Here is a 26,605-nt window from a genome sequence, read left to right on the forward strand (position 1 = left end):
TATTTATATAGTGTTAACATACTTTTCCTGGATTTAAGATATTTTTAGGGTCAAATGCTTGTTTTATATTTTTCATCAGTATAGAAGTAACATCTCCTATCTGATCTTTTAAGTAAACTTTCTTTGCAAAACCTATACCATGTTCTCCTGAAACTTGCCCTCTTAATTCTCTAGCTTTTTCATACATGCAGTTAAACACTTGTGATAATTTTTTATTCCATTCTTCTTCTGTCATTTTATCCTTTAATATATATACATGAAGATTTCCATCTCCAGCATGACCAAAATTCTTTATTCTAACATTGAATTCCTTTTGAAGTTCATATGTGTAATTTATAAAATCAGCTACTCTATTTCTTGGAACACAAACATCGCATTCATCCATTTCGGTTGTAGATGCCTTGATTGCTTCTAAAAATGCTCCTCTAGCAGACCAAATGGCCTCTTTTCTTTCATCTGTATCAGCTATGAATATGTCTAATGCTCCTTCATTTAAAACTATATTTGCTACTCCCTCATAATCTTTTTCTATTTCTTCTGTGCTATTGCCATCAAATGTTAGTAATAGATAGGCATCTGCTGTATTATCTGGAAACTTTCTTCCTAAGAACTCTTCAGCTGCAAGTATTACGTCTCTTTCCATAAATTCTATTGATGTAGGTATTACTTTTGATTTTATTATCTTTGGAACTGTTTCTATTGCTAAAGATAAATTAGGAAATGGAATCAATAGACTTATTGATTTTTTAGGTGCTGGAATTAACTTTAATATAGCTTTTGTCACTATAGCTAAAGTCCCTTCTGAGCCACAAACCATATCTTTAATACTATATCCCGAACTGTTTTTTACAACCTTTCCTCCAACCTTTATGATTTCCCCTGTTGGAAGCACTAGTTCTAATCCTCTTACGTAATCTCTTGTTACCCCATATTTTACAGCTCTCATTCCACCTGCATTTGTGTTTATATTACCTGCTATTGTTGCTGACTTTTCTCCTGGGTCTGGTGGATAAAATAAGTCATATTCTTTAACATAATCTCCTATTTCCATCAAAAGCACTCCTGGTTCTACTGTTAAAGTTAGGTTTTCTTCATCTACCTCTAATATTTTATTCATCTTGCACATATTTATCATAATTCCACCATGTATAGGAACTGAAGCTCCAACAAGGCCTGTTCCAGACCCTCTTGGTATAACTGGAATATTATTTTCATATGCATATTTAACTACTTTTGATACTTCTTCTGTTGTTAATACTTCAACCAAAACTTCAGGCATTTTGCTTATTCCACCTAATTCATCATGGCTAAAATCTTCGCTAATTTCATCTCCTGATAAAACTCTATCTTGTCCTAGTACTGATTTTAAATATTCAATATCTTTTTCATCTATTTTTTTATATCTATCTAAATTCATGGCTATATCCTCCTTATACAATCTTTAAGCTCTTATTTTTTCAACTAGTTTAGGTATTATTTCATATAAATCTCCAACTATACCATAGTGAGCAACATTAAATATTGCAGCATTAGGATCTTTATTAATAGCTATTATACAATCTGAATTGTTCATACCAGCTGTATATTGAACTGCACCTGAAATGCCTATAGCAAAAATCAATTTAGGCTTTACTGTTCTTCCACTTAATCCAATCTGATGTTTTGCATCTATAAGTCCATTTTCAACTAAAGGTCTAGTACCAGCTACTTGTCCTCCTATTGAATTAGCTAATTCTTTAATAAGCTCCATGTCCTTTTCTGATTTTATTCCCCTACCAACAGATACTATTATTTCAGCATCAGCTATGCTTTCTTCCACTTCCTTTTTCACGACCTTCAAAACATTAATATTAGAAGTTATCTGATCTATACTACACAAATTTATTTTCCCGCTTTTTTCTTCATTTCTACTAGGTGAATTCATAACTTTATATCTTACTGTTGCAAGTTGTGGCCTGTTATTAGGGTTAATTATTTGAGCCATTATATTTCCACCAAAAGCTGGTCTTATTTGAACTAAATCTGTATTTTCTTTAATATCAAGAATCGTACAATCTGCTGTTAATCCTGTTCTAAATCTAGCTGCAATTCTAGGGGCTAATGACCTTCCAATTGTAGTTGCACCAACTAATATAGTCGAAGGCTTATTATTAATTATGAAATCTTCAAAAACCTTTGTGTAAGGTTCTATTCTAAAATATTTAAACTCTTTATCATCATACACAAATACTTCATCTACTCCATAATGAAGTAACTCTTCTGCTTTTTCTTTAATATTTTCACCTATAAATACTGCATAAACTGGATGATTTATTTTGCCCCCAAGCTCTTTTGCTTTTCCAATTAACTCATATGTAACTGGATGTATATCTCCATCTACATGGTCTACATATACTGCTATTCCTCTCCAAAGGCTTTTATCTATTAACACTTTCTTATCTTCAACAAATTCAACAACCCCAGCTGGTCCTTTCTTAACGCATAATCTACACATTTTACATCCAGCTGAAATTTCAAGCTTATTTTCTTTTCTTTCCATTGCACCAAATGGACATATTTTAACTAATTCTTCTATAACTTTATCATTCAACTTATTTTCATTAATAACTAACTTTCCCATTGTAGTTCCTCCTAACACTAATTCTTTTTACTCTTAAACAAACTTCATCTCTTTTAGCTTATTAAATAATTTGACTGAAAGCTCATTGCCACTTCCATTCCATATTTCTTTATCCGAATTTATAGATGGCGGAAATATTCTTTCAACTTGAGTTGGTGAACCATTTAATCCATACATATTTTCATTTTTATCTTCAAAATCAATTAACCCATATACTTTTATTTCTCTGTCTTTTGTTTCTATTTTCTTTTTATAAGAAGGAAGTCTAGGTTCAAAAATATCTTTTTCTACTGTTAACAAACAAGGATATTTTACATCTGCAACTTCTAAAGTATTTGGCATATCCATTTCTACAACTAATGATTTTTCTTTCACTTCAACTATTTTTCTAACATTAGCTATATGCGGTATTTTTAAATACTCAGCCATCTCTGGTCCAACTTGTGCTGTATCTCCATCTGTAGTTTGTTTACCACATAAGATTAAATCAAATACCCCAGCCTTTTTAATTCCCTGAGATATAGTATAAGAAGTTGCTAAAACATCAGCACCTGCAAACTTTCTATCTGATAGTAATACTCCTTCATCAGCACCCATCATATAAGCTTCCTTGATAACTGCTTCCGCTTGAGGTGGTCCCATACTAATAACTGTAACCTTTCCCCCTTTTTCTTCTTTTATCCTTAAAGCAGTTTCTAATGCGTATAAATCATAAGGATTCATCTTTGAATCCACACCATCTCTTTTTAGCACTCCTGTTTTTTCATCTACTTCAACTTTGCTTGTTCCTGGAACTTGCTTAATACAAACTAATATTTCCATTTAATAGTACCTCCCATATTTATTTATTGGTCTAGTGGTCAGACCACTATATTTAAAATAGCATACTTTTCTAAATATTTCTACAACTATATTTGATTATACATACTTTTTTGTAAAAAATTAGATTTCTCCTTTCTTTAAATATTAATTTGATAATTTTTCTCCACATTTTTCTAATTATTTAAAATAGCTTTGTCATTTGATACCTATATAAAAAAGAAAGTATGACAAATTAATTAACATACTTTCTTTAAACTATTTCTTTATATTATATTCATAAATTAAATCTAAATGCTCACTCATTGCCTTTGATGCAACTTCACTATCTTTTTTAACCAGCCCTTCAAGTATCTCCTCATGTTGTCTCATAAGTATACTTCTATTTTCTTCTACCATTAAAATTTTACCTCTAGCTTCACTGATAAAAGAATCCATCAAGGAAGAAACTGCATTTAACATGTTAAGTATTAAAATATTTTTAGAAGCTTTTGCTATGTTATAGTGAAACCTCTTATCATATTTAACCTTTTCCTCTTCATCTTCTACTTCATTTAATTTATTTAAACACTCTTTAAGTTCTTCTATTTCTTTATCTGTTATTTTTTTTGCAGCTAATGCAGCTGTTTCCACTTCTATAACTCTTCTTAATTCAAAGATCTGCTCTTTATCGCTTCCATTTAGCATAAAGATAAGCAAAAATGGATCTATTAAACTCTCCTCAAAATTCTCTTTTATAAAATTACCTTCCCCATGCCTTGATTCAACAAAACCTATCATCTGAAGTGCACTTAAAGCTTCTCTTATGGCTGATCTACTTACTCCAAGTTGACTCACAAGCTCTCTTTCAGAAGGCAATTTATCTCCCTTTTTTAATGTTCCATCTGCAATCATAGCTTTAAATTGATCTATTATCTGCTCATATACCTTTGTACTTTTAACTTGCGTAAACATTAAAACATCTATCTCCTAACTAAACCTTTATAACATAATTCTCAAGTTAATTGTACTCTATGAAATAAATATTAACAATAACTAATTAGGCAAAAATTTCATATGAAAGGTTATCTATATTCTATATCATCTCCATAAACAAGATCTGAATTATCCTTAATATATCTAATTAATTCTTGAACCTTAGCATAAGCCACTGCAACATAAGTATCTGCTGCTCCATAATAAATTGTTATCTTTCCTGTAGCTGAATCTTGAAGCGTTGCACATGGAAATGCTACATTGGGCACAAAGCCTGTAGTTTCATATTCTTTCTCAGGTGTTAATAAATAATCTCTAGTTCTATAAAGTACTTTTGAAGGATTATCTATATCTAAAATAGCAGCTCCTATACTATAAACAAAACCATTACAAGTTCCAGATACACCATGATAAAATAATAGCCATCCTTCTGAAGTTTCTATAGGAATAGCTCCCCCACCTATCTTAGTTCCTTGCCACCAGCCTGAACCACCTCTTGACATAACTCTTCTATGCTTCCCCCAATAGACTAAATCTGGACTTTCACTTATAAATATATCTCCAAAAGGAGTATGTCCACTATCACTAGGCCTGCTTAGAAGTAAATATTTATCATGAACCTTTCTTGGAAATAGTACTCCATTTCTGTTAAATGGGATAAATGGGTTTTCAAGTCTTGTAAATTCTTTAAAGTCTTTTGTCATTCCCATTCCCAAAGCTGCTCCTCCAAAGTCGACACACCATACTATATAAAAGGCATCATCTATCTTCACAAGCCTTGGATCATAGGAATAATTAGGCTGATAGTCTTTTCCCTCCTCATCTTTCCAGTGAATTTCTTCATCTTCAATATCCCAAGAAAGTCCATCTTTACTCTTTCCTACATGTAACTGAGGTTTTCCATGTTTATGATCTGCCCTAAACACTCCAATAAATCCATCTTCATATGGAACTACAGCACTATTAAAAATTCTTGCTGTCTCTTTAGTTGGATTCCAATTTATAATTGGATTTCCATTATGCCTCCAAACCACGCCTTCAAACCCCTCAGGCTTTTCTTGCCATGGTATATTACTTAGCTCTTCACCTAATATTTTTACCTTATCCATCATAATTTCCTCCCATAAATTTAGTTATTCCCAAATTTCTTCTCCAAAGGATTCAATAAATTCTGTAAGTTCACTTGCCATTTCTTCAGCTTCTGGAATCCTTACATGGCCTGGAGTCCCTCTCCCGTTTCTCCTAAACAAGTATCTTACTATCTTTAGATCTTCAAGTTCTTCTACCATTTCATCAAGAGCATCATCCCAACCCTTGTCATGGCCTAGGATAGTTGTAATTACAACAAATAATGCCTTTGGATATTTACTTCTTAAATCTCTAATTATCCCTTTATATTTTTCTTTCCATATATGCCTTTTTTCTTTATTTGTATTAATATAATTATCTGGATGAGCATCATTTTGCCCTAGTGCCATAATTACTACATGAGGAGTAAATTTTGAGAAATCCCAACTATTGCAGCTTCCAAGCTGAGGATTGTATCTTAATTTATCATAAGTAAATTCAAGTCCCAAGAATTCTTCACCATTAAAATATCCTGTATCATTTAATACAGCAAGTCCACCTTGTGCATTATTATTAATTTCCGCTTTTAACTTTCTTGAAGTCATCATAGAATATGAATACCATGCATTAGAATATATACCTTCATGATTTTCTGGATCTACCTTTCCTACATAATCCACAGCTTCTGATACTTCTCCTGCTGAAATTGAGTCTCCAAAACATTCAACTCTCCTTTTAGCTCTAGGTCCTGAAGATAATATTGTGCATCCTTTATCTAGAATAACCCCATAAAAATCAAAATAATGGCATGAATCAGATCTTTTATATAAAATTAAATCATGAACTTCATCTTCCAAATCACTAGCTATATTCAGTACTATGTCTTTATAATGCTCTTCAATTATTGCTTTTCCATGAATCTTTCCATCAACTATAAAACCAATAGAATTTTCAAAACAAGCATGTTTATTATTTATTGCTATCTTTAATGAGGTTCCTTGAAACTTAGTCTTTATAAGACTTCCAGCATAAATTATAGTAGGTGATTTTGGATTACTAAAATCTACTCTTCCATTAAATTCATAGTTATTATTATCTGCTTCAATTAGTGTAAACTTGTCCATATCTATATCTTTTAAATACATATCTACATCCTCCTCATTAAGATACTAAAAATCCCATAATAGAAATTTCTCTTAATTTATCATCATCTAACACAGTTATCTCAATTTTATGTTTAGATACTTCATTTTCTTCTACTATAAGATGTGTTTCTGAATAATCACCCCAGCCATCTTCAAAATAAGTATCTAAAATTCCCTTGTCTCTATCATCAACTCTTATTTGAATTCTTCCTGCTGTTTCAAGTACACTTTTCTTATATAAGATGAATATATTTTTCCCTTCTACTTCAAACGTTAACTTTCCTTTATTAAATTTTTCATGACTAAATTTCCATCCATTATTAAAGACCTGAAATCCTTCTTTGTCCTCTACAAAACCTATTTCCTCTTTAACCTCTATATTGTTATTATTAAAAATTACACCATTTATATATTTATCTCCAAAGATAGGTTTATCTAGAGCTATTTCATTATCTTCTTTGTCATCTAAGTTACTATAAATATCTTGTAAAAATTTAATTAAAAGCTCTGAAATTATCTTATGCCCTAAATTATTTGGATGCACCTCATCCGTAGCTACTTCCTTCCATATAGTTTTTCCTTTAATCATTTCACTATAGATAACATTTCTATAACTTATCATTGGTATATTATACTTTTCTCCAATTTTAATCTGCTGATCCTGTACATTGTGTCCATCATCTGTACTCATAAACACTTCCACTATAGCTGGTTTATTTTTCACTTTTAATAGCCTTCTAATTAAGCTTTCATAAGCAATTTTGTTATAGATATTTTCTTTATCATTTACTGCAAAATCTATAAATACTATATCTGGATTTAAATCTAACATTTGTTCTTTGACCCTATGAACACCTATTATAGATCCTGTAGCTCCTACACCAGCGTTAATATACCTTACATTGCTTTCTTTAAACTTTTCCTTAAACCATAAATAAGTTTTATATGCATAAGAATTTTCATGTATATCTGCATGACACCCTTGTGTTATAGATCCACCAAAGAAACCTATATTTATATCTTCCCCTCTTTTTCCTTTATTAAAAAGCTTAAGTATTCTTGAAACATCCCCTTTGTTAACTATTGAATTCTTTATCATTCCGTCAGTTAAATCCATTCCCCTCATCCCTTCTCTTTTTCATTTATAGTTTTATTACTAATTTTATATTTAATTAAAATTCCTAAAGCTGCTATTGTAAGTGTAAGATATGTAAATCCATAACTATGTATTCCAAATATTCCTGCTATATTTCCTGTAATAAGGTTTATTATTGATGGGAAAATTGTATAAGAACATAGGTTAGTTACTATAATTGCAGTAGAATGATCTTCTTTAGGAACTACATTCCAAATAACCTTATTAGGCAATGGAATTAAAAATCCATTAATTATTCCATGCATTAAAGTTAACCAAACTATGATAATATAAGATTTTACTGTACCTATTAATATCCATCTAATAATAAGCAATACACCTGCTATTTTTAGTACTAAATTCACATTCTTATAAAATTTTAATTTTTCTACATATGGTAAAAGAACCACTTCAAAACTAATCATAAGTACTGGTAACATTCCTATATAAAAGTTTGGTGCATTTAATTTTATAAGCATCATCTGAATCCCATACCCCATTGCAGAACATATAGCAGCCGTTAATATGCCATAGGTTAAAATAAACACCTTAAAATCTCTATTTTTAAAAAGTTCTATAATCTTAGTCTTTTCACTTTTCTCCTTTTCTTTTTCTGGTTTTGTTATTTCTGGCAAGAAAAATAGTACTATTATATTTAACATAATAAAAATACTTGATAAAATTATGGTTACTTTAGGACTTACAAATCCTAAAGCTAATCCAGATATAACTCCTGCCAGCCCATATCCAATTGTAGAAAACACTCTAATTTTTCCAAATGTAGCTCCATATTTATTAGATAAATTTAAAAGATACTCTTCATTAACTACCCCACCAGGTTGGATTAAAACATTTCTAATTAGATTAAAAACTAAAAATATATAAAAATTACTTATCCATATGAGCCCTGCTAAAGTTGAAATGTTAATTATATTTACAAATTTATTTATAAGTAATAACCTTTTATATTTATCTATTAAAGCTCCCCATATAAAAAAGGTGACTACTGATAATAGTGGTAAAACTCCAACTATTAGACTAATCTGTCTCTCTGAAAAACCTTTAGTAAAAGACAAAAAAAGTACATATGTGTTGCCTATTATAGTATTTCCTATGCTATTTAATAAAGAACTAGCTTTAAAAACATTGATCGCCTTTTTTATATTTTTATCCTTAGTTTTAGACTTCATCTTAAATATCCTTTACCTCGTTTAATACAAATAATTGAGACATGAAATCTTCATGCACTCTTTCATAGTATTCACTAAATTTCCCCGTATAATCCTTAGATAAAACAATTCCTAAATTCATAAGCTCATCTCCACAGCATGTTTCTTCTCTTCCTTCTATGGAATATAATTTATTTGGATCTAATCCTTTTAGTTTTATTCTGTTATACTTTTCATTTGGTTTACTTAAACCTTTATAATATCCTACAATCGCCTTTGACTTATCTTCTGAAACTACCATCCATGAAGTTTCACTTTTTTCAAAAGGACTCATCAATCTATAAAAATCTCCATGGTGTAAAAGCAATTTATTTTCTTTAAAGAACCTAACTTGCTCTTTAATAACTTCTTTTTCTTTATCTGTAATGGTGCTTAAATTAAGCTCATATCCAAATGTTCCAAAGTATGCTACATTTCCTCTAGTATCAAGAGGAATGACCCTTCCAACCTGGTGATTTGGTACTGCTGATACATGGCTTCCTATTGCACTTATTGGATAGATCATTGATGTACCATATTGTATTTTTAACCTTTCAAACCCATCTGTATCGTCACTTGCCCAAGTTTGTGGGGCATAATATAACATTCCTGGATCAAATCTTGCTCCACCTCCTGCACAAGATTCTATTAAGATATTTGGATACTTATCTATTACTTTTTGAAGCAATTTATATACCCCAAGAATATATCTATGAAATAGTTCCCCTTGTCTATCTTCTTCAAGTGCTCGAGAATAAGCTTCAGTAATGTATCTATTCATATCCCATTTAATATAAGAAATTTCTGAAGAACCTATTACTTTATCCATTGAATCAAATACATAATTCACTACTTCTTCTTGTGAAAAATCTAAAACAAATTGATTCCTTCCATGAGACATATTTCTACTAGGGGTATGTATAACCCATTCTGGATGTTCCTTATAAATCTTTGTATCACTACATACCATTTCAGGTTCAAACCATAAGCCAAATTTCAAACCTATATCTTCTACTTTTTTTGAAAGGCCTTTTATTCCTTCAGGTAATTTTACTAAATTAGGAACCCAATCCCCAAGAGAACTTTTATCATCATTTCTTTTTCCAAACCAACCATCATCTAATACAAATAATTCTATTCCTAGCTCTTTTGCACTCCTTGCAATAGATAAAATCTTTTCTTCATTAAAATCAAAATAAGTAGCTTCCCAGTTATTAATTAAAATTGGTCTTTCTTTATCTCTCCACTTTCCTCTAGCTAGTCTTGTCCTATACAGCTTATGGTAAGTCTGACTCATTTTATTTAATCCTTCTGAAGAATAAACCATCACACATTCTGGTGTTTGAAATTTCTCCCCTTTATTTAGCTTCCATCTAAAATTGTAAGGATTTATTCCCATCATAACCCTTGAAATTCCATAAGGATCCACTTCAACTTGACCTAAGAAGTTTCCGCTATATACTAAGCTAAAACCATAAACTTCACCTGTATGTTCAGTAGCATCAGGTCTTTTTAATATCATAAATGGATTATGCATGTGACTGCTTGCTCCTCTTAAACTATGAATGGACTGAACACCTTCTACTAATTTCCTTTTTCTAAGATGACATTCCCTAGCCCATGCACCTGTCGTATGAATCATTTCAAACTCAGAATCTGGAAGATCTATGCTTAAACTCATTGCTCTATCTACAAATAAAATTTCATCGCCTTCATTAATTATTTTTGCATTTCTACAAATTACATCTAATTCCTTATAGATTGTATAACTAAGTATAAGTTTACTTTCTATTACATCATCAACTAATGTTATCTCAAGGGTCTCTGCTTCCTCATTGTCCTCTACATATGTTGCTGGCAAATCTTTTAATGCCTTTTTTCCTCTAATGATTTCGTAACTTTTATATTGAAAATCCGTAATGCTGCTTCCATTCTTACTTGTGATAGAGCAAGCTGGATATCTATAATCTGTAGTTCCATAGCTAGGATAATCTTGTTTAATATGTTCAAGTGAAGAAGTATAACTTCCTTTAAACATATTGCAAGAAGGTCTAAGTTCTCTTTCTGTTATATGTTTAAAAGAGTTTCTATGCCTTATCTTCTTACCATAATAAACATTTTCAACTTGTTCTATCTCATCTATAATTCTTATAATATAACTTATATGCTTATTATAAAGATGAAATTCTCTTGTATTCTCATTAAATTTTATACCCATTAACACCATCTCCCTCTCCTTTGAAAACGTATACTAACCTGATGTGGAAAACTCTTCTTTCTTCAGTATAAAAACTCCTCCGTATCTTGTCTACATTATCACTTCCAAATCAATATTATTGTTAATAATTCTTACTTTGAGTTTATTTTTACTTGAAACTTTTCCACTCTTTATTTATTTCATTTCTAGTAATATTAGAATCTGAATCTATAACATATTTTTGTACAAACTTTGCATCTAATCCCGTAGTTTTTCTATTATTAAAGTATTTATCATGGATTTCTGCTTCTTCTACTGTCTGCTTTCTAATTACATCTCCTTGTATCTCTATTGGCATATTAAACTTTTCTAAAGATTTAATCATGCTTATAGTTTCCTTGCTTCTTTTTATAGTTGACGTTATGTTCACCGCCTTAGCATACCTATCTTCTTGAAAAATGAATTTTAAAAATTCTTTTGCTACATTTGGGTGTTGAGAATTTCTACTTACTCCAAATCTGTAGTCTCCCACCACCTTAATTACCTTACTTTCTGGTATTGGAAACATGTCTATTATTTTTTTATCCATACCTATATCCTCCAATTGATTTTTGAAATCCGAACTCCAAATAATCATAGCTATTTTTCCATTCTTAATATCCTTTTTACATTGTTCCCAGTCATAATTCAGTAACTCATCTTCACAATAACCATCTTTTACAATACTTCTTATAAACTCTAAAGACTTGTACACTCCGCTGTTATCACCCAATATATCATTTGATTTAGTTATTATATTATTTTCAAGATTTGTATCAAACAAATATGGAATTATATCCATCCATATATTCATTGCCCAAGATTGCTTATAATTAATTGCAATTGGCGTTACTCCTATGGACTTTAGTTTTGTGCAACATTTCAAAAAATCTTCTTTAGTCTTAGGTAACTCACTTATACCGGCATCATTAAAAATAGATTTATTATAAATAACTCCTTGCCAATTTACACAAGTTGTTAAATTATATAAATATCCATCATCCCCCATTCCAACATTATAATCATAAATATCATCTCCTTTAAATCCTAAATCATCTAGTGGTAGAAAATAATCTTTAAACTCCTTTGAACTTATAACAGATGGAACAAGCGTAACATCTGGAAGTTCTGAAACAGAAGCTTTTCTTTGCAGTATTTCTTCTGCATCTCCTTTAAGTTCTAAATTAACCTTTACCTTAGGATATTCTAATTCAAATTCTTCAGTTAAAGCTTTTAGTTCTTCTCTTTTATCAGTTCTATTACTTAAAAATGTAATGCTTCCCTCTAGATAACTTTTAGCTTCACTTGAACTTCTCTTCTTATTTAATGCTATTACCACAGAAATTAATACCGCAATAATTAGTAAAATTAAACATATAAATTTAATGGACTTACTACTTTTCTTCATAAGCATCCCTCTTTCAAATTTATTAATAACTTACTTCTTTATCAGCATAGAATTTCTAAAACAATTTGGAGTAGTTCCTGTAATCTTTTTAAAAGCACGTCCAAAGGTAATAGAATCACTATATCCTACATATTCTGCTATTTCATATACTTTTAAATTTGTTGTCATAAGTATTTCCTTTGCTTTTTTTATTCTATAGTTTGATAAGAAATCATAAAAACCTTCCCCCTCTTCTTTTTTAAACAGCTCTGATAAATAATTGTGACTTAGATAAACTTCCTCAGCTACATCTTTTAAAGTAATGTCCTTATTAAAGTTATTAATTATATACTTTTTAGCTAATTCTATTGCTATAGAATTAGAATTTTTTTTATCTTTATTGCAAAACTCTGAAAGCTTGTCTGCTTGATTTAAAATATACTTCTTAGGTTTGCAATTGCTAGAAACAGTTTCTTTAACCTTTATTACTAATCTAAACTGTTCTCTTAGCTTCCAAACCTTTTCTGTAGATTCTAAAATATATACATTTCTATAATTATCTATAAAAACATCAGCTTCTTTTATTATTTCCCCTCTTAAATACTTTACATTTTCTCCAATATTAATGTTGTAATATAGAATTACATAAATAGTATTTTCATAATAAAAAAATAAATATTCTACATCTCTACACTTTTTTAAAATATTCCTTATAAAACACCTTAAAGGAATATTATCATCTTTCTTTCCCCTTTCAATAACAATCATATTGTATACATAGTCTTCATCTAATTGCATATTCTGCAGTAATGAGCTACTTATGCTGCAATCAGTATCTTTATTTGAAAATAGAATATGCTTAAAAAAATCTTTTCTTAAGACATTAATAGACTTATTAATCATCTCTTTTTCCTTCTTCTTATAATTAATCTTTAACTCTACATCTCTTAATGCTTTTTTTAATTCTTCTTCTCCAATTGGCTTTAATAAATAATTTGTTGCTCCTGCTTTCATACTATCTCTAACATAACTAAAATCGTCATATCCACTTAATACTATAAAAGCTGGAGGTTTATGTAACTCTTCTTCAGATTTTTTAATTAACTCAACACCTGTCATTATAGGCATTTTTATGTCCGTTATAACTAAATCTACATCTTTTTCCTTTTCTCTCAAGTATTCCAGCGCTAATGAACCATTTTGAAAATTACTCATAACCTCATGTTCACTAAATAATCGCTTAATCTTTTTTGTTAACCCCATTCTAATTATCTTGTCATCATCAACAATTAATATTTTCATATTCTCCCCCCACAACACCATAGAATATTTATGTAAATTGGTATATATTAGAATTATACATTAAAACATACTTTTTTAAAATATAGATATGTCTTTTATCGGTATAGTATATTCCTTAATCAACAAAAATATTGCTAAATGGGTGGAGTTCTTATGAAATTCAAAAAAAATTTATCTATCAAAAAATTGACTTTAATAATTTTTAGTATTATGTATTCATTCTTTTTCTTAATTACTACTTTGAATTTATATTCCTATTCAAAGTATGAATTTAACAAAACTGAAAAACTCATTAAAAATTATAATACAAGCTTGAGCCAACAAATTACTGAGAAAATAAATAGTATCTCTAATGTTTCAAAATATCCATTACTAGTACCTGAAATAGATAGATTACATTCTATCCTTTCTGCAAATAAACCTTACAACATAGATGAGTATAACTATCTAACATATTTATGCGAAATGATATTGATTCAAAATGATTCAATAAATGGAGCTTATCTCTATGACTTAAAAGGAAGAGGAGTATTTTCTTCAAAGAATAGTTCTAATGATAAACTAAAAAATCCAACTACAGAAAAGTGGTTTCTAGACGCCTTAACTTCCAGTGAAACAACAACTCTAATCTCAAACATAAATACAAATAATCTTTTTCAAATTACTTCTTCAAATGATGAACACTCAATAGCCATAGTAAGAAAAATAATAGATATTAATACAAAAAAGTTTAATGGTTTATTGCTAGTTACCCTTCCCATAGAAGAAATAGAAAACTTACTAAAGAAAGACCTACCATTTAATAATCAAGTGACAACAATTTTCGATTCAACTGGAACCCCAATTTTAAATACAGATAACATTAATAATAATTTACTTAATTCTGAGATTAATTACTCACAAATACCTAAGTTAAAATATATTCATACTGATAAAGACTATATTGTTTCTTATAACATAATTCCTACTACAAATTGGAGTTTAGTTACCTCCATACCAAAATCAGATGCCTTCCATATTGATAATTTATACATTATATCATTTATGATTAATATAATATTTTGCTTGATTCTATTTATTGTATTATTTGTTCTTTTCATAAAAAGAATATTTAATCCAATAAAATCATTAATTGAAAATATGAAGGGCAATGTTGAAAATAACCTTAATTATAAATTTAATTATAAACGAAATGATGAAATTGGAATTCTAGTTAAGTCTTATAACGAAATGAAAAACAGAATAAATAGTTTAATTACTATAAACTATAAAAATAAATTAGAACAAAAAGAACTTGACCTAAGACAATTACAAAATCAAATCAATCCTCATTTTATTTATAATACATTAGAGTCTATCCATATGATGGCAGAAATAAATGATGATCTCGAAACTTCCACCATGGCTGAATATTTTGGCTCTATTATTAGATACAGCATGAATAGAAAAATAAACACAGTTCTTCTAAAAGAAGAAATCTCTATTATAGAAAACTATATTTATCTTCAAAAAATGAGATTTGACCAATTATTTACTATAGAGAACCTAATTGATCCCGAAGTTTTAGACTGTGAAATAATAAAAATGATAATTCAACCACTTATTGAAAACTCTATATATCATGGCTTAAGTGAATGTAATGGAAATGGGAAAATAATAATTCAAGGCCAGCATATTAATAATAATTTATTATTAACCATCTCTGACAATGGTATAGGAATTGAGGATGATACTCTTAAGGATTTAAATGATTATATAAATGATAAAAATAATAAATTTAAAGGAATTGCTCTTAGAAATATAAATAAAAGACTCAAATTAAATTATGGTGAAGAATACGGTCTTGAAATTTTTAGCGTCGTTGGGAAAGGTACTTCTATGACACTAACACTTCCCTTTATATCTTTGACGTAACAAAACTCTTCAGCCCGCATTTTTCCAGCATATTCTTAAGAATATAAGAATACTAGAATATAAGAATATATTCAATAGAATAATATATTTTGAAATTTAATGAATCTGAGTATATGAAGAAGGAGCCCTAAATAGGCTCCTAACTTTTCTTATTAACTTGAATATAATAGATTTCCCATAGACTTTCTGATTTTGAATAGCTCTTTATTATTCTTCTTTCTTATGCTTTTTCTGAGCTATTATTATAAAAATTATTAATAAAATTATAAGTATAATACCTATAATAATATGCAATGTATAAGAATTTAACACTTTAAAAGTCACACTGTTAGATATAACTTCATCTCCCATTTTAACTTTATATTCTGCTACATATTCTCCTACCTTAGCATCATTAGTTGACCATTCACTTACTAAATTCTCCTCATTACCTGGATCTATAGTAACTGATTTTTCATCTTTAAAAACCTCTTCTCCATCAGTATTTTTTATAACCACATTAAAAGTTGTTGGAAGCTTAAGATTACCAACATTACTTACTTTAGCTGATATTTTAAGATTCTCTCCCTTATAAGTATCCTTTATATCTATACTTGTTAAATTACCTTTAAGTTCCCCTACTGAAAAAGGTTTCTCACCTTCTAAAACTGTACCATCAGCTTTTATAGCTTTATATTTTACTATATAATCTCCCATTTCTACCTCTTTAGTCTCCCAATCAAATTTCATAATTCCATAAAAACCATTATCTGGATAAGGTTTCATATTTATATTTTCATTAAAATTAGCCATTTCCTTACCATCTTCTTTTGATACGATAGATACTGTAGAATTTATAGTTTCCTCCGTGCTCTTGAAATTTGCAAAAATTATATAAAAATTAGCTGGTGCAGGTTTATTTACATCTGTAACCCTAATACTTGCTACATCAATTCCTTCCTTAATAAATTTAATTCTCAATGAATTAGATGTAGTAGTAGATAAAAAATTATCGTTGTTACTTTTTTTTAAAAATGTTACTGAGTAATCATAAGGTCCTATAGGTAATTTATCACTATTATTAATATTTACTTTAACTTCTTTAGTTTCACCTTTTTTAAGTTCAAAACTTTGTGGATCAAAACTAACAAACTCTTTTCCATTTCCATCAACATTAGCTGTAAATGTATTTTCATCACCTTCATTAGTAACGCTAGCAGTAACACTTAAGGAATTATTACCTACTCTTCCAAGATCCATAAAAGCAGGTTTTACTAAAATATTGTTAGTTTTATCAATACTTGCTTTAGTAGAAATAACAAAAAAATTAGTTAAAAATAAAGATGATAAAAATATTAAAGTAATACAAAAACTAAGCTTTCTTAATCTAAACATTATTTCACCTTTCAAAATTGTTCCTATATCCTAAACATACTAATAGCTTATGAACTAAAAAAAACTTGTATTCACTAAAAACAATAATGTTTTATTTAAGAATACAAGTCTTTAATTTAATTAAAATTTGAGCTTTATGGATTTGACAAATATTCACCAGTAATATTTAAATCCCAATGCCAATCATGGCCTGTTGCTGCATGTTGAGGCATATCAACAAGGGTATATAATGCCTTATTCGCATTTGATTGGGTTGCATCCCAAGGTATATTATAACCAAAATCCAAATTTACTGCTGCTCCTGCTGCTGGAGTAGTTGTCAAAACCATACTATTTCCATTATTAAAGCTATCGCTCCTTGCTTCACCTTTTGTTGTAAAATACTGAGTATCTGATAAAGTAGCAGAGTTTCCAACATACAATCTATTATTGCTTCCTAAAGCAACATAAATGGTTTGACTGTTTCTATTCCAAGTAACACCTGCGTCAGCTGAAGTATAATAATTTTGAGTAACAGCAAAACTTCCGACTTCAGTAATTGTACCACCACCAGGCATAGTTACTCCACCACCACCATTAGTAAGTGTCCCAGTTATTCGCGCTGGTACATAGGCAGTTGCCCCTGTATCACGTAAATAAATCCATTCATTACTGCTAAGTCCACTTCCTGTTGGGTAAGTTTCTCCTGATGAAGCAACAGAGTAATAAGCATTTGAATTAGTAGCACCCTCATTAAAGCCAATATGCTGAGCTGCTCCTAAATCTTTTTCAGACTCAAATATAACATATTTTACTTGAGTGGTCGGATCAATTCTCCCATTTGCTACTGCTTGTGCTGAAATATTTAGAGTTCCATAAGAAATTTGACTTTCAGCTGTGGGAACATTTACTTCAACATAAGCGTCTGGATTACCAGTTTGAGTAGCTGTTCCATTGGCTGTTTTTTGTTCAGCAAATACGCTTTGTGGGAATGCAAGTGTTAAAGTTACTGACAATGTTACTAAACAAACTAGCGAAATAATTTTTCTTACTTTCACCTTTTCCATCCTTTCTAATTCAATAATATTTAACTGAATAAAATTATAATATTTATACATTATATGATTCTAATTTCAAAAAACTACCAACTTATCATTGATATTTTATAATTCCCCAATTGCTAAAAATCTTATCCTAAAAACCTTGCAACCTATTTTTCTAAGTATCACCATATATATTTTAGGCCTTTAAAGTTTAAGATCTATTCCACTTCTTTCCGCTTTCATTAGTATCTCAATTAGCTGTACAATTTGCGCTCCAGCTTCAACTGGCGGCATACCATTTCTATGTATATTCGAAATTACAGTTCTTTGAGATTCTGGTTTACTACTATTAGCCTTATAAGCCATATAACAACTCATGCTTTCTCCTGTTGCAAGGCCTGGTCTTTCTCCGATTAAAATAATAGTAACCTTTGCATTTAAAGCTTCACTTATTTTATCCATAGTCGCAACCCTTGCATATTTAACAAAGATTGGAGTGCCTATTTTATATCCTTTAGCTTTAACTCCATCCACTATCATTGGATAGATTTCTTTCAAATTTGAAGTTATTGCTGGTGAACTTAATCCATCTCCTCCAATAATTTGAACATCTATATCCTTTAAACAATTTTCTTTTATATCTTTTAAAACATCTTTTGAAAATTTTCGTCCGAGGTCTGGTCTAGTTATATATTCCTCTTTATCACTTACCTCTGTTTGGACTTTAAAAAATCCTAATTGATCTACTATATTTTCATCTACATAGGACCAAACAGCATCCATAGCTACAGAATGATCTGCTCTAAACTTTAAGTAATCTAAAGTCTTAAGTCTTGTCCCTGCTTTCCCTATGCAAATTCTTGCTGGAGTGGTTTCCTTTAAAATCATGCACCCCTTATAATCTATAGGATTATCTACTGTAACTTTATTATTTAAATGAACTGTAGATATATCCTCTAAAATGTCTATCTTCACGATTTACACTCCTCCTTTTAAGAATGCTGATGGATCCCCTGCTCTATCTGTTAACATACCATTTTTCATTATGCCAAGTTCCTCTAATCTATTCTCGAATTCTTTAATTGGCCTTTTATTAGTTACTTCCCTTAAGGCTGCAATATCATGATAACTTGTAGATTGATACATTAACATTACATCATCACCACCTGGAACTCCCATAAAGTAATTACAGTTACACCCAGCTAGTAATACTGCTAAATTCTCTAAATCATTTTGATCTGCTTTCATATGATTTGTATAACAAACATCAACCCCCATAGATAATCCAGTTAACTTACCCATAAAATGATCTTCAAGACCTGCTCTAATAACCTGGGCTCCATCATAAAGATATTCAGGGCCTATAAATCCTACCACCGTATTTACTAAAAAAGGATTGTATCTTTTTGCTAAGCCGTAGCATCTTGCTTCCATAGTAAGCTGATCTGCACCACTATGCCCTTCAGAGGATAATTCAGATCCTTGTCCTGTTTCAAAATACATAAAGTTATTACCCTTTGAAGATTTTAATTCTTTCATAGTAAAATAAGCTTCATCTAATAATTTTACATTTATTCCAAAGCCTCTATTAGAAATTTCAGAACCTGCAATACTTTGAAACATCAAATCCATAGGCGCTCCCTTTTTAATAGCTTCCATTTGTGTTGTTACATGAGCTAAAACGCAGTTTTGAGTAGGTATTTTGAATTCATTCATAAAATCCTTAAAAGCTTTTAAAATATTCGAAACACTATCCACAGTATCTACAGCTGGATTTAGTCCAATTACTGCATCACCAACCCCATAGCTTATCCCTTCCATAACTGATGCCATTACTCCATGAATACTATCTGTTGGATGGTTAGGTTGAAGCCTCGAAGAAAGAGTTCCAACCTTTCCAATAGTAGTATTACAAGTTGCCATATTAGTTAACTTTTTAGAAGCTATTATAAGATCTAAATTACTCATAAGTTTAGTAACACCAGCTATAACTTCTGAAGTCAAGCCATCTCTTATCTCTGCTATTTCTTCTCCACTAGAAGATAAAATAAACTCCCTTAATTCTCCTATAGTCATAGATTTTATCCTTATATAAACTTCTTCATTTAATCCATCTTGAATTACTCTAGTAACTTCATCTTTATCATAATCTACAACTGGATTATTCCTTAAATCTTCTATAGTAAGTTCTGAAAGTACTATCTTTGCAGCCACTCTTTCCTTAGTTGATGCTGCACCAATACCAGCAAGTCTATCTCCAGACTTTTCTTCATTTGCCTTAGCTAAAACTTCTTTTACACTAGAAAAATTATATACATTACCAAAAAGTGTTGTTCTTAAAATCATTTTTGTCACTCCTTCTAGACAATTTCACTATTTACTTCATTTATTCCTATCTCATTTAATTTTGAATATATAAAATAATAAATCACAGCTACTGCATATGCTCCTATTACCCAAAATATAGTTGAAAGATTTGATATAGCTACTGCTACTAAAAACACTAAAGCTATTAATAATGCTACTAATGGCACTATTGGATATGCTACCTTAAAAGGTCTATTAAGCTTTGGATCCTTACTTCTTAAAATAAATAGCGAAATCATGCTTATTATATAAAGTGCAACAGCTCCAAAGGAAGAAATCACTATAATCACGGCAGTTTGTCCTGTTACAACAAATATCATGCCAATTAAACTCATTAAAATTATTGAATTAACTGGAGCTCCTTTAGAATTAACTTTAGCTAAAAATCTAGGAAAATACCCTGATCTAGCCATGGCAAATCCTTGTCTTGAATATCCAATTATTATTCCATGTAAACTTGCAAATAATCCAAATAACCCAATAAAGCTCATTACCTTAGAAAGCATTCCTACCCCATATATTCCTTCAAGTGCAGTAGGTAAAGGTGAATCTGTGGCACTTAAAATACTTGATTCTGAAGTACTAGCTGCTATAAAAAATGTTCCAAGTGCTAATATAACTAGAGTAACTATTCCTAATATAAAACCTTTGGGTATATCCTTTTTAGGATTTTCACATTCTTCTGCTGACATAGCTCCACCTTCTACAGCTAAATAAAACCAAATAGCAAAAGGTATTGCGCTAAATACCCCACCAAATCCACCTTTAAATGTTTCTCCAGCAAAAATATTACTAAGTTCAATCTTAGGAGCTCCTACTCCAATAAATAAAAATAACCCGCCTATTGCCACAACTGTTACAATTAGTTCAACTTTAGCAGCTGTTTCTATACCTAGACAATTTATAACTACAAATAACATATAAGCAATTAAAGCTGCCGCTACAGCTGGTATTGATGGAAATAGAAAGTTAATATATGCTCCTATTGATAGTGCTATTGCTGGAGTTGCTAATAGGAATTCTACAAGACAAGAAAAACCAGCTATAAAACCTCCAAACTTTCCAAGGGCTTTCGAAGCATATTCTGAAGGTCCTCCTGCATGCGGAATTGCAGTTGCAAGTTCTGCATAACTAAACATAAATGTTGTATAAAATGTTGTAACTATTAAAATTGCTATAATAAAACCCATAGGACTTGTAAATTCTAAAGCATAATTCCATCCACAGTACATTCCTGATATAACCATTCCGACGATAATTCCCCAAAGTTGTATTGGTTTTAATGTCTTTTTCAATTCATTATTCATAAATTCAACTCCTTAATTCAATTCAAAATTTTTAGTTATATATTAGTGTTTTTATTACTACTGGTATGGCGTTAGCTAGAGGCAATCCTATATCTAGATAGTCTCCATTTCTTGTAGATATTTTGTCTAAACATATAACTTCTCTTTTTTTATTTAAATTTAAAGAAATTACTTGTCCTAAAGCTTTTGCAAAATCATTTTCTAAAACAACTATTATTGGTCCTTCAACATTTTCAAATAGTTTTATTATTTCATTTCCCATTAATTTTATTTCTTCATAGCTTGGACTCTTAGGTCCAACTAATGAAATTGCAACTAAGGTACTTTCATACATATCTAGCTTTTTCTTGCCAAGCAAATATATATCTTTTAAATTTTCTTTATTATTAAATGGTTTAATTATAGGTATATTTTTAAGAGGTAATATAGATTTATCAAAAACTATGGTACTTCCACTAACTGTCAAGGAATGATTTCCTGCACCAATTACCGTAGCTCTTATTTTTTCCTTTGGAAATATTATTCTATTTCTATATGGTTCAAATTCTTCAAAAATGCATTTTCCTAAAAGCACTCCTATATCATTATGCTTAAATAAATCTACATTTTTTTCTCCCATGTATTCTCCTACTCCCCCTGAAAAGCTTATATAATCAGCCTTAAATGGAGTAAATCCTTCACTTATAAATAGTTTTTCTGTATCTTTAGATAATTCTTTTAATGAACATACTTCTAATAAACTCTCAGACAACCTCTTACATAAAATCTCTAAAACATTTAAATTCACTTTTTTTCTAAAGTCTATACCCAAATCTTTTAAAAGGAATTCAATTCTTTTTGAAAGATAAATTACCCTTCCCTCATAATCAAACTTTATAAGCCTTCCCCCAATATCTAAGGCAAAAGTTTGCTCACATTCACCACAGTTGAAAATCGATATATTTGTTGTACCTCCACCTATGTCTAGATTTACTATTCTTCTATTTAATTTCTTTGACATCTCATAAGCTCCTGAGCCATATCCTGCAAGTAAAGATTCAAGTTTTGGACCAGCTGTTGCAACAACAAAATCACCTAAATACTCTGAAAGATTATCAGTTACCTCTTTGGCATTTTCTTTTCTTGCTGTTTCTCCAGTTATAATCACTGCACCAGTTGAAATATGACTTTTTTCAATCTTACTTTTAAGAAGAGCTTCTATAACAAATTCTTTAACCTTTTGGAAATCTATAGTGAATTCATCTATGAAAGGAGTAAAAACAATGGGACTTTTATAAATTATCTCCTTATCTTCAATTGTTGTTTCCTTTATTAATGAAGAACTTAATGTGTTTTTAACTTTTAGTTTGCTTATTATTATTTCAGTTGTTGATGTACCAATATCAACTCCTATACTATAAATTTCATTTTTTGAAATAGTATTTCACCTCTTTTCTTCTGTAATAAAAAAGACAATGAGCCAAGTAATATCTTGACATCATTGTCTTTAAATTCGAATTTAATTAAAAAAGGCGTTTAAAGAATACATAATTCTTTAAACGCCTTTGTTTCAATCAATATGTTTATTTTAATGGCTTTTACCTATAATAGCAATATATTAAATCCCTCAAATTCCCTTAAAAGCAACTGTAAAACTAATATATTTTCGTTATGCTGCTTTTTTCTTCATTATCCTTAACTTGTTATTTTTAAAATTAAGTTATAACTTAATTATTTTGAAAAATTTTCCACAAGTATTTATATATAAAATATAAAAGAACTCTTAGAGTTCCTATAAAAATATCATCATTAATATGTAACTTTGTCTTAAAATAACCCAAATAGGTAATTTAATGACTATAAAATGCATTTTACGAAATATTATTTACCTAAAGTTAATTATTGGTTAAAATTTTTATATATTTATCGAACATAAAATTTCATAAATATATAAAATTTTACTAAATATCTAAAAATATAAGGGGGATAAAACAATGATTAAAAGAAAGAAATTATTAATCTTCGCACTTGCTTTTTCTGCTATAACTTTATCTAAGGGGGGTACTGCATCAGCATCTACAGCTTTCACAGGAATGCGTGATATACCAGCACAAGGTATTGTAGACGATATGAAAATTGGATGGAATTTAGGGAATACACTTGATGCCACTGGTACTCCTACATCTGGTCCACTTTCAACTGAAATGAGTTGGGGAAATCCTAAAACTACTCATGCAATGATCGATAGAATAAAAGCAGCAGGATTTAATACCATAAGAATTCCAACTACTTGGTATAATCATATGGGCTCTGCCCCTAACTATATTATAGATCCAGCATGGTTTGATAGAGTAGAGGAAGTAATGAATTATGCTTTTGACAATGATATGTATGTTATTTTAAATATACATCATGAAGATTCATGGCTAATACCAACTTATTCAAAAGAGAAAGAAGTAAAGGCTCAACTTACCAAAGCATGGACTCAAATTGCAAATAGATTCAATAAATATGGTGATTATTTAATTTTTGAAACAATGAATGAACCAAGACCAGTTGGAGCTGCTAATGAATGGTCAGGAGGTTCCCATGAGAATCGTGATGTAATCAATAATTATAACTTAGCTGCTGTAAATACAATAAGAAGTACTGGTAACAATAACGCATCTAGATGTATTATGGTGCCAACACTTGCTGCATCTTCAATCTCAGCTGCAGTAGATGATTTAGTTATTCCAAATAACGATAAAAAAGTTATAGTATCACTACATACGTATTCACCTTATCTTTTCGCTATGCCACTAGATGGAACCGCTAATTGGGGAAGTGATGCTGATAAGAGTGAAATGGATTCGAGTTTTGATGCAATAGCTAATAAATTTGTAAAGAATGGACATCCTGTAGTTATAGGTGAATTCGGTACAATCAATAAAAATAATAAATCATCAAGAACAGCTCATGCAGAGTATTTTGCTAAAGCAGCAAGATCAAGACATATTACACCTGTTTGGTGGGATAATGGAACATCTACTGCTGGAAAAGAAGACACATTTGGTATATTAAATAGAAACACATTAAATTTTGACTGCCCAGAGATAGTTTCTGCACTTATGAGAGGTGCTAATGTAAACGGTAAAAGTAGCTCAGTTCTTTATGATTTTGAAGGAAGCACAGGTGGATGGAATGCAGTTAATACCTTAAATGCTCCAACTGTATCATGGGAATGGAAACATAGTGGTAACAATTCTCTAAGAGCTGATATTAATCTTTCAAGTAGAGCTCAATATTATTTAACTTTATCAGGAAAGCAAGATTTAAGTGGGAAATCAAAATTAAAAGCTATAGTCCGTCACGCAGAATGGGGAAATCAAGGAACTGGTATGGGTGCTAAACTATACGTTAAAACAGGTGATTCTTATAAGTGGTTTGATGGAGAATATACTAAAATAAATTCAAGTTCAAAAGGAACTGAACTTACTTTTGATTTATCTAAGGTTTCAGACCTTAATGATGTTAAAGAAATTGGAGTACAATATATCGCTGGAGATAATGCATCATGGTCTAGTTCAATATATTTAGATTATGTAACAGCTGAATAGCAATTTATAACTTTAATAATATGATAAAAGACAATGATTCAAGTACCTACTTGCTATCATTGTCTTTTTTGATTAAATTAATCATTATTCATTTGGTGCTTTATAAAATTTTATATTAGAATCATCATATAAGAAATATGATTTACCATCCTTAAATCCAAGTACATCATATCTTCCCCAAACATCTTCTCTTAAATAACTTTTATTATGAGCCTCCATAGGATTAGTATAACCGCCATTCTCTCTGTTTAATCCAATCACTTGCCATGGTAACAGGAATGTACCTGACATACTTAAGTAAGGAACTATATCCGCTGTATCTCCAAGTCTTCGTATTGTTCCTTCACGTCCAAAAGGATTTACGAGAGGCGAACCTAGGGTCACTACATTAAGAATATTGTAATTATCTTTTATAGTTGATTTGCCAGATACTTGTTCTGCTATCATTCCCCCAAGACTATGTCCACAAATTATTAAGTTCGAATTTTTAGGAATATCATTCATTATAGCATTCACTACGGCATGTATGTATGGACTATCTAACTCAAACCCTGACCTTAAATCTGCCCAAATATCCGTTGCTTGATTTGGCGCAAATTCTGTTCCTGACAATGTTATAAGATAAGCTGGTATACTGCTTGTCCCATCTTTCATCAGATTTACAGGCACAATTTGAATAGGTCCTAATGTTCCATTATTATGCCCTTTGCCTATAAGCACCTTTAATTCAGGGATATCCTTCATTGTAACTTGTTTTGCATAAGCATTATGAGGAACTAATAATATGATGAAAGATATAAATACAAAACCTATAGTAAGCATTTTCTTTACCTTCATAAATAACCTCCTTTCTCATTGACTATTTTTCAAAAATAATTCCAATGTATTTAAATTTTCGTCGTGCTATTTTCCTAAATATTACACGACTGTAAATTTATTATACATCATTTCCTGATTTTTTACAATATTTCCTATTACGTATAATTTCTTGCATAGTTACAACTTACTAATTAAATAAATTTATTTACAAAAAAAATAATATTGACATTTGTCATTTATGGTATATAATAATACATAAATTATTAAAGCTTTGAAGAGAATTAGTAAAATTAATAGAGTTTTTCAGAGAGGTTCCGGCTGGTGAAAGG

The 26,605-nt window shown here is 29.9% G+C and carries 20 protein-coding genes and 1 other annotated feature (1 of these 21 only partly in view); of the genes, 2 read left to right on the top strand and 18 right to left on the bottom strand.

Annotation, left to right across the window (positions count from 1 at the left end):
- Positions 1–13: 13 nt before the first annotated feature.
- The 11 genes from FAY47_RS07705 to FAY47_RS07755 all read right to left on the bottom strand — a co-directional run bounded on the left by FAY47_RS07705 (position 14) and on the right by FAY47_RS07755 (position 13,895).
- A complete protein-coding gene (locus tag FAY47_RS07705; RefSeq protein ID WP_143316114.1) occupies positions 14–1,417 on the bottom strand; it encodes an FAD-binding oxidoreductase in 1,404 nt (467 codons plus the stop codon).
- A gap of 24 nt (positions 1,418–1,441) precedes the next feature.
- The gene (locus FAY47_RS07710) at positions 1,442–2,620 is read right to left on the bottom strand and encodes an FAD-binding protein (RefSeq protein WP_143316115.1); all 1,179 of its coding nucleotides are present in this window, start codon (positions 2,618–2,620) and stop codon (positions 1,442–1,444) included.
- Positions 2,621–2,653: 33 nt separating this feature from the next.
- Positions 2,654–3,442 (bottom strand): electron transfer flavoprotein subunit beta/FixA family protein, encoded by a 789-nt coding sequence (locus tag FAY47_RS07715; protein ID WP_143316116.1) that lies wholly within the window; start codon positions 3,440–3,442, stop codon positions 2,654–2,656.
- A 255-nt stretch (positions 3,443–3,697) separates the two neighbouring features.
- Entirely contained in the window at positions 3,698–4,393 is a 696-nt protein-coding gene (locus tag FAY47_RS07720) for a FadR/GntR family transcriptional regulator (RefSeq protein WP_143316117.1), read from the bottom strand.
- Positions 4,394–4,503: 110 nt separating this feature from the next.
- Positions 4,504–5,523: a glycoside hydrolase family 130 protein gene (locus tag FAY47_RS07725; RefSeq protein ID WP_143316118.1), complete on the bottom strand. Its 1,020-nt coding sequence runs from the start codon at positions 5,521–5,523 to the stop codon at positions 4,504–4,506.
- Positions 5,524–5,547: 24 nt separating this feature from the next.
- Positions 5,548–6,627 carry a GDSL-type esterase/lipase family protein gene (locus FAY47_RS07730; protein WP_143316119.1) on the bottom strand — a complete coding sequence of 360 codons (1,080 nt, stop codon included), beginning with the start codon at positions 6,625–6,627 and terminating at the stop codon, positions 5,548–5,550.
- Between the two features lie 16 nt (positions 6,628–6,643).
- Entirely contained in the window at positions 6,644–7,744 is a 1,101-nt protein-coding gene (locus FAY47_RS07735) for an SGNH/GDSL hydrolase family protein (protein ID WP_143316120.1), read from the bottom strand.
- 5 nt (positions 7,745–7,749) lie between these two features.
- Positions 7,750–8,952, bottom strand: coding sequence for an MFS transporter (locus FAY47_RS07740; RefSeq protein ID WP_143316121.1), 1,203 nt, complete (start codon positions 8,950–8,952; stop codon positions 7,750–7,752).
- 1 nt (position 8,953) lies between these two features.
- A complete protein-coding gene (locus tag FAY47_RS07745) occupies positions 8,954–11,188 on the bottom strand; it encodes an alpha-galactosidase (RefSeq protein WP_143316122.1) in 2,235 nt (744 codons plus the stop codon).
- Between the two features lie 148 nt (positions 11,189–11,336).
- The gene (locus FAY47_RS07750) at positions 11,337–12,614 is read right to left on the bottom strand and encodes an extracellular solute-binding protein (RefSeq protein WP_143316123.1); all 1,278 of its coding nucleotides are present in this window, start codon (positions 12,612–12,614) and stop codon (positions 11,337–11,339) included.
- Positions 12,615–12,644: 30 nt separating this feature from the next.
- Positions 12,645–13,895 (bottom strand): response regulator, encoded by a 1,251-nt coding sequence (locus FAY47_RS07755; RefSeq protein WP_143316124.1) that lies wholly within the window; start codon positions 13,893–13,895, stop codon positions 12,645–12,647.
- A 153-nt stretch (positions 13,896–14,048) separates the two neighbouring features.
- On the opposite strand from FAY47_RS07755, the gene FAY47_RS07760 reads away from it, so the two are divergent.
- A complete protein-coding gene (locus tag FAY47_RS07760; protein WP_143316125.1) occupies positions 14,049–15,809 on the top strand; it encodes a sensor histidine kinase in 1,761 nt (586 codons plus the stop codon).
- Positions 15,810–16,016: 207 nt separating this feature from the next.
- Here FAY47_RS07760 and FAY47_RS07765 read toward each other — a convergent pair whose 3' ends face one another.
- The 6 genes from FAY47_RS07765 to FAY47_RS07790 form a co-directional block, all read right to left on the bottom strand.
- On the bottom strand, positions 16,017–17,183 hold the full coding sequence (locus tag FAY47_RS07765; RefSeq protein WP_143316126.1) for a hypothetical protein: 1,167 nt from the start codon (positions 17,181–17,183) through the stop codon (positions 16,017–16,019).
- 134 nt (positions 17,184–17,317) lie between these two features.
- Complete coding sequence (locus FAY47_RS07770) at positions 17,318–18,220, bottom strand: hypothetical protein (protein ID WP_143316127.1); 903 nt, start codon at positions 18,218–18,220, stop codon at positions 17,318–17,320.
- 189 nt (positions 18,221–18,409) lie between these two features.
- Positions 18,410–19,180: an ethanolamine ammonia-lyase subunit EutC gene (gene eutC / locus FAY47_RS07775; RefSeq protein WP_143316128.1), complete on the bottom strand. Its 771-nt coding sequence runs from the start codon at positions 19,178–19,180 to the stop codon at positions 18,410–18,412.
- 3 nt (positions 19,181–19,183) lie between these two features.
- Positions 19,184–20,551: an ethanolamine ammonia-lyase subunit EutB gene (locus FAY47_RS07780; RefSeq protein WP_143316129.1), complete on the bottom strand. Its 1,368-nt coding sequence runs from the start codon at positions 20,549–20,551 to the stop codon at positions 19,184–19,186.
- Between the two features lie 14 nt (positions 20,552–20,565).
- Positions 20,566–21,879, bottom strand: a complete 1,314-nt coding sequence (gene eat / locus FAY47_RS07785; RefSeq protein WP_143316130.1) for an ethanolamine permease — start codon at positions 21,877–21,879, stop codon at positions 20,566–20,568.
- A 31-nt stretch (positions 21,880–21,910) separates the two neighbouring features.
- A complete protein-coding gene (locus FAY47_RS07790) occupies positions 21,911–23,296 on the bottom strand; it encodes an ethanolamine ammonia-lyase reactivating factor EutA (protein WP_143316131.1) in 1,386 nt (461 codons plus the stop codon).
- Between the two features lie 556 nt (positions 23,297–23,852).
- Here FAY47_RS07790 and FAY47_RS07795 point away from each other — a divergent pair.
- Complete coding sequence (locus FAY47_RS07795) at positions 23,853–25,457, top strand: glycoside hydrolase family 5 protein (RefSeq protein WP_243129572.1); 1,605 nt, start codon at positions 23,853–23,855, stop codon at positions 25,455–25,457.
- Positions 25,458–25,541: 84 nt separating this feature from the next.
- Here the strand turns inward: FAY47_RS07795 and FAY47_RS07800 are convergent, their stop codons facing one another.
- Positions 25,542–26,294, bottom strand: coding sequence for a hypothetical protein (locus tag FAY47_RS07800; protein WP_143316132.1), 753 nt, complete (start codon positions 26,292–26,294; stop codon positions 25,542–25,544).
- Positions 26,295–26,538: 244 nt separating this feature from the next.
- Positions 26,539–26,605, top strand: a binding site (T-box leader); it runs 198 nt beyond the window's last position.

Source organism: Clostridium sp. HBUAS56017 (assembly GCF_007115085.1).
Classification (GTDB): Bacteria; Bacillota; Clostridia; order Clostridiales; family Clostridiaceae; genus Clostridium; species Clostridium cibarium.

What these genes read in the sequence shown, in the direction of transcription:
- FAY47_RS07720 (WP_143316117.1), bottom strand. Translation starts at nt 4,393, where the DNA reads ATGTTTACGCAAGTTAAAAGTACAAAGGTATATGAGCAGATAATAGAT.
- eat (WP_143316130.1), bottom strand. Translation starts at nt 21,879, where the DNA reads ATGAATAATGAATTGAAAAAGACATTAAAACCAATACAACTTTGGGGA.
- FAY47_RS07795 (WP_243129572.1), top strand. Translation starts at nt 23,853, where the DNA reads ATGATTAAAAGAAAGAAATTATTAATCTTCGCACTTGCTTTTTCTGCT.
- FAY47_RS07740 (WP_143316121.1), bottom strand. Translation starts at nt 8,952, where the DNA reads ATGAAGTCTAAAACTAAGGATAAAAATATAAAAAAGGCGATCAATGTT.
- FAY47_RS07745 (WP_143316122.1), bottom strand. Translation starts at nt 11,188, where the DNA reads ATGGGTATAAAATTTAATGAGAATACAAGAGAATTTCATCTTTATAAT.
- FAY47_RS07725 (WP_143316118.1), bottom strand. Translation starts at nt 5,523, where the DNA reads ATGGATAAGGTAAAAATATTAGGTGAAGAGCTAAGTAATATACCATGG.
- FAY47_RS07715 (WP_143316116.1), bottom strand. Translation starts at nt 3,442, where the DNA reads ATGGAAATATTAGTTTGTATTAAGCAAGTTCCAGGAACAAGCAAAGTT.
- FAY47_RS07760 (WP_143316125.1), top strand. Translation starts at nt 14,049, where the DNA reads ATGAAATTCAAAAAAAATTTATCTATCAAAAAATTGACTTTAATAATT.
- FAY47_RS07765 (WP_143316126.1), bottom strand. Translation starts at nt 17,183, where the DNA reads ATGTTTAGATTAAGAAAGCTTAGTTTTTGTATTACTTTAATATTTTTA.
- FAY47_RS07755 (WP_143316124.1), bottom strand. Translation starts at nt 13,895, where the DNA reads ATGAAAATATTAATTGTTGATGATGACAAGATAATTAGAATGGGGTTA.
- FAY47_RS07750 (WP_143316123.1), bottom strand. Translation starts at nt 12,614, where the DNA reads ATGAAGAAAAGTAGTAAGTCCATTAAATTTATATGTTTAATTTTACTA.
- FAY47_RS07730 (WP_143316119.1), bottom strand. Translation starts at nt 6,627, where the DNA reads ATGTATTTAAAAGATATAGATATGGACAAGTTTACACTAATTGAAGCA.
- FAY47_RS07710 (WP_143316115.1), bottom strand. Translation starts at nt 2,620, where the DNA reads ATGGGAAAGTTAGTTATTAATGAAAATAAGTTGAATGATAAAGTTATA.
- FAY47_RS07735 (WP_143316120.1), bottom strand. Translation starts at nt 7,744, where the DNA reads ATGGATTTAACTGACGGAATGATAAAGAATTCAATAGTTAACAAAGGG.
- FAY47_RS07705 (WP_143316114.1), bottom strand. Translation starts at nt 1,417, where the DNA reads ATGAATTTAGATAGATATAAAAAAATAGATGAAAAAGATATTGAATAT.
- FAY47_RS07800 (WP_143316132.1), bottom strand. Translation starts at nt 26,294, where the DNA reads ATGAAGGTAAAGAAAATGCTTACTATAGGTTTTGTATTTATATCTTTC.
- FAY47_RS07780 (WP_143316129.1), bottom strand. Translation starts at nt 20,551, where the DNA reads ATGATTTTAAGAACAACACTTTTTGGTAATGTATATAATTTTTCTAGT.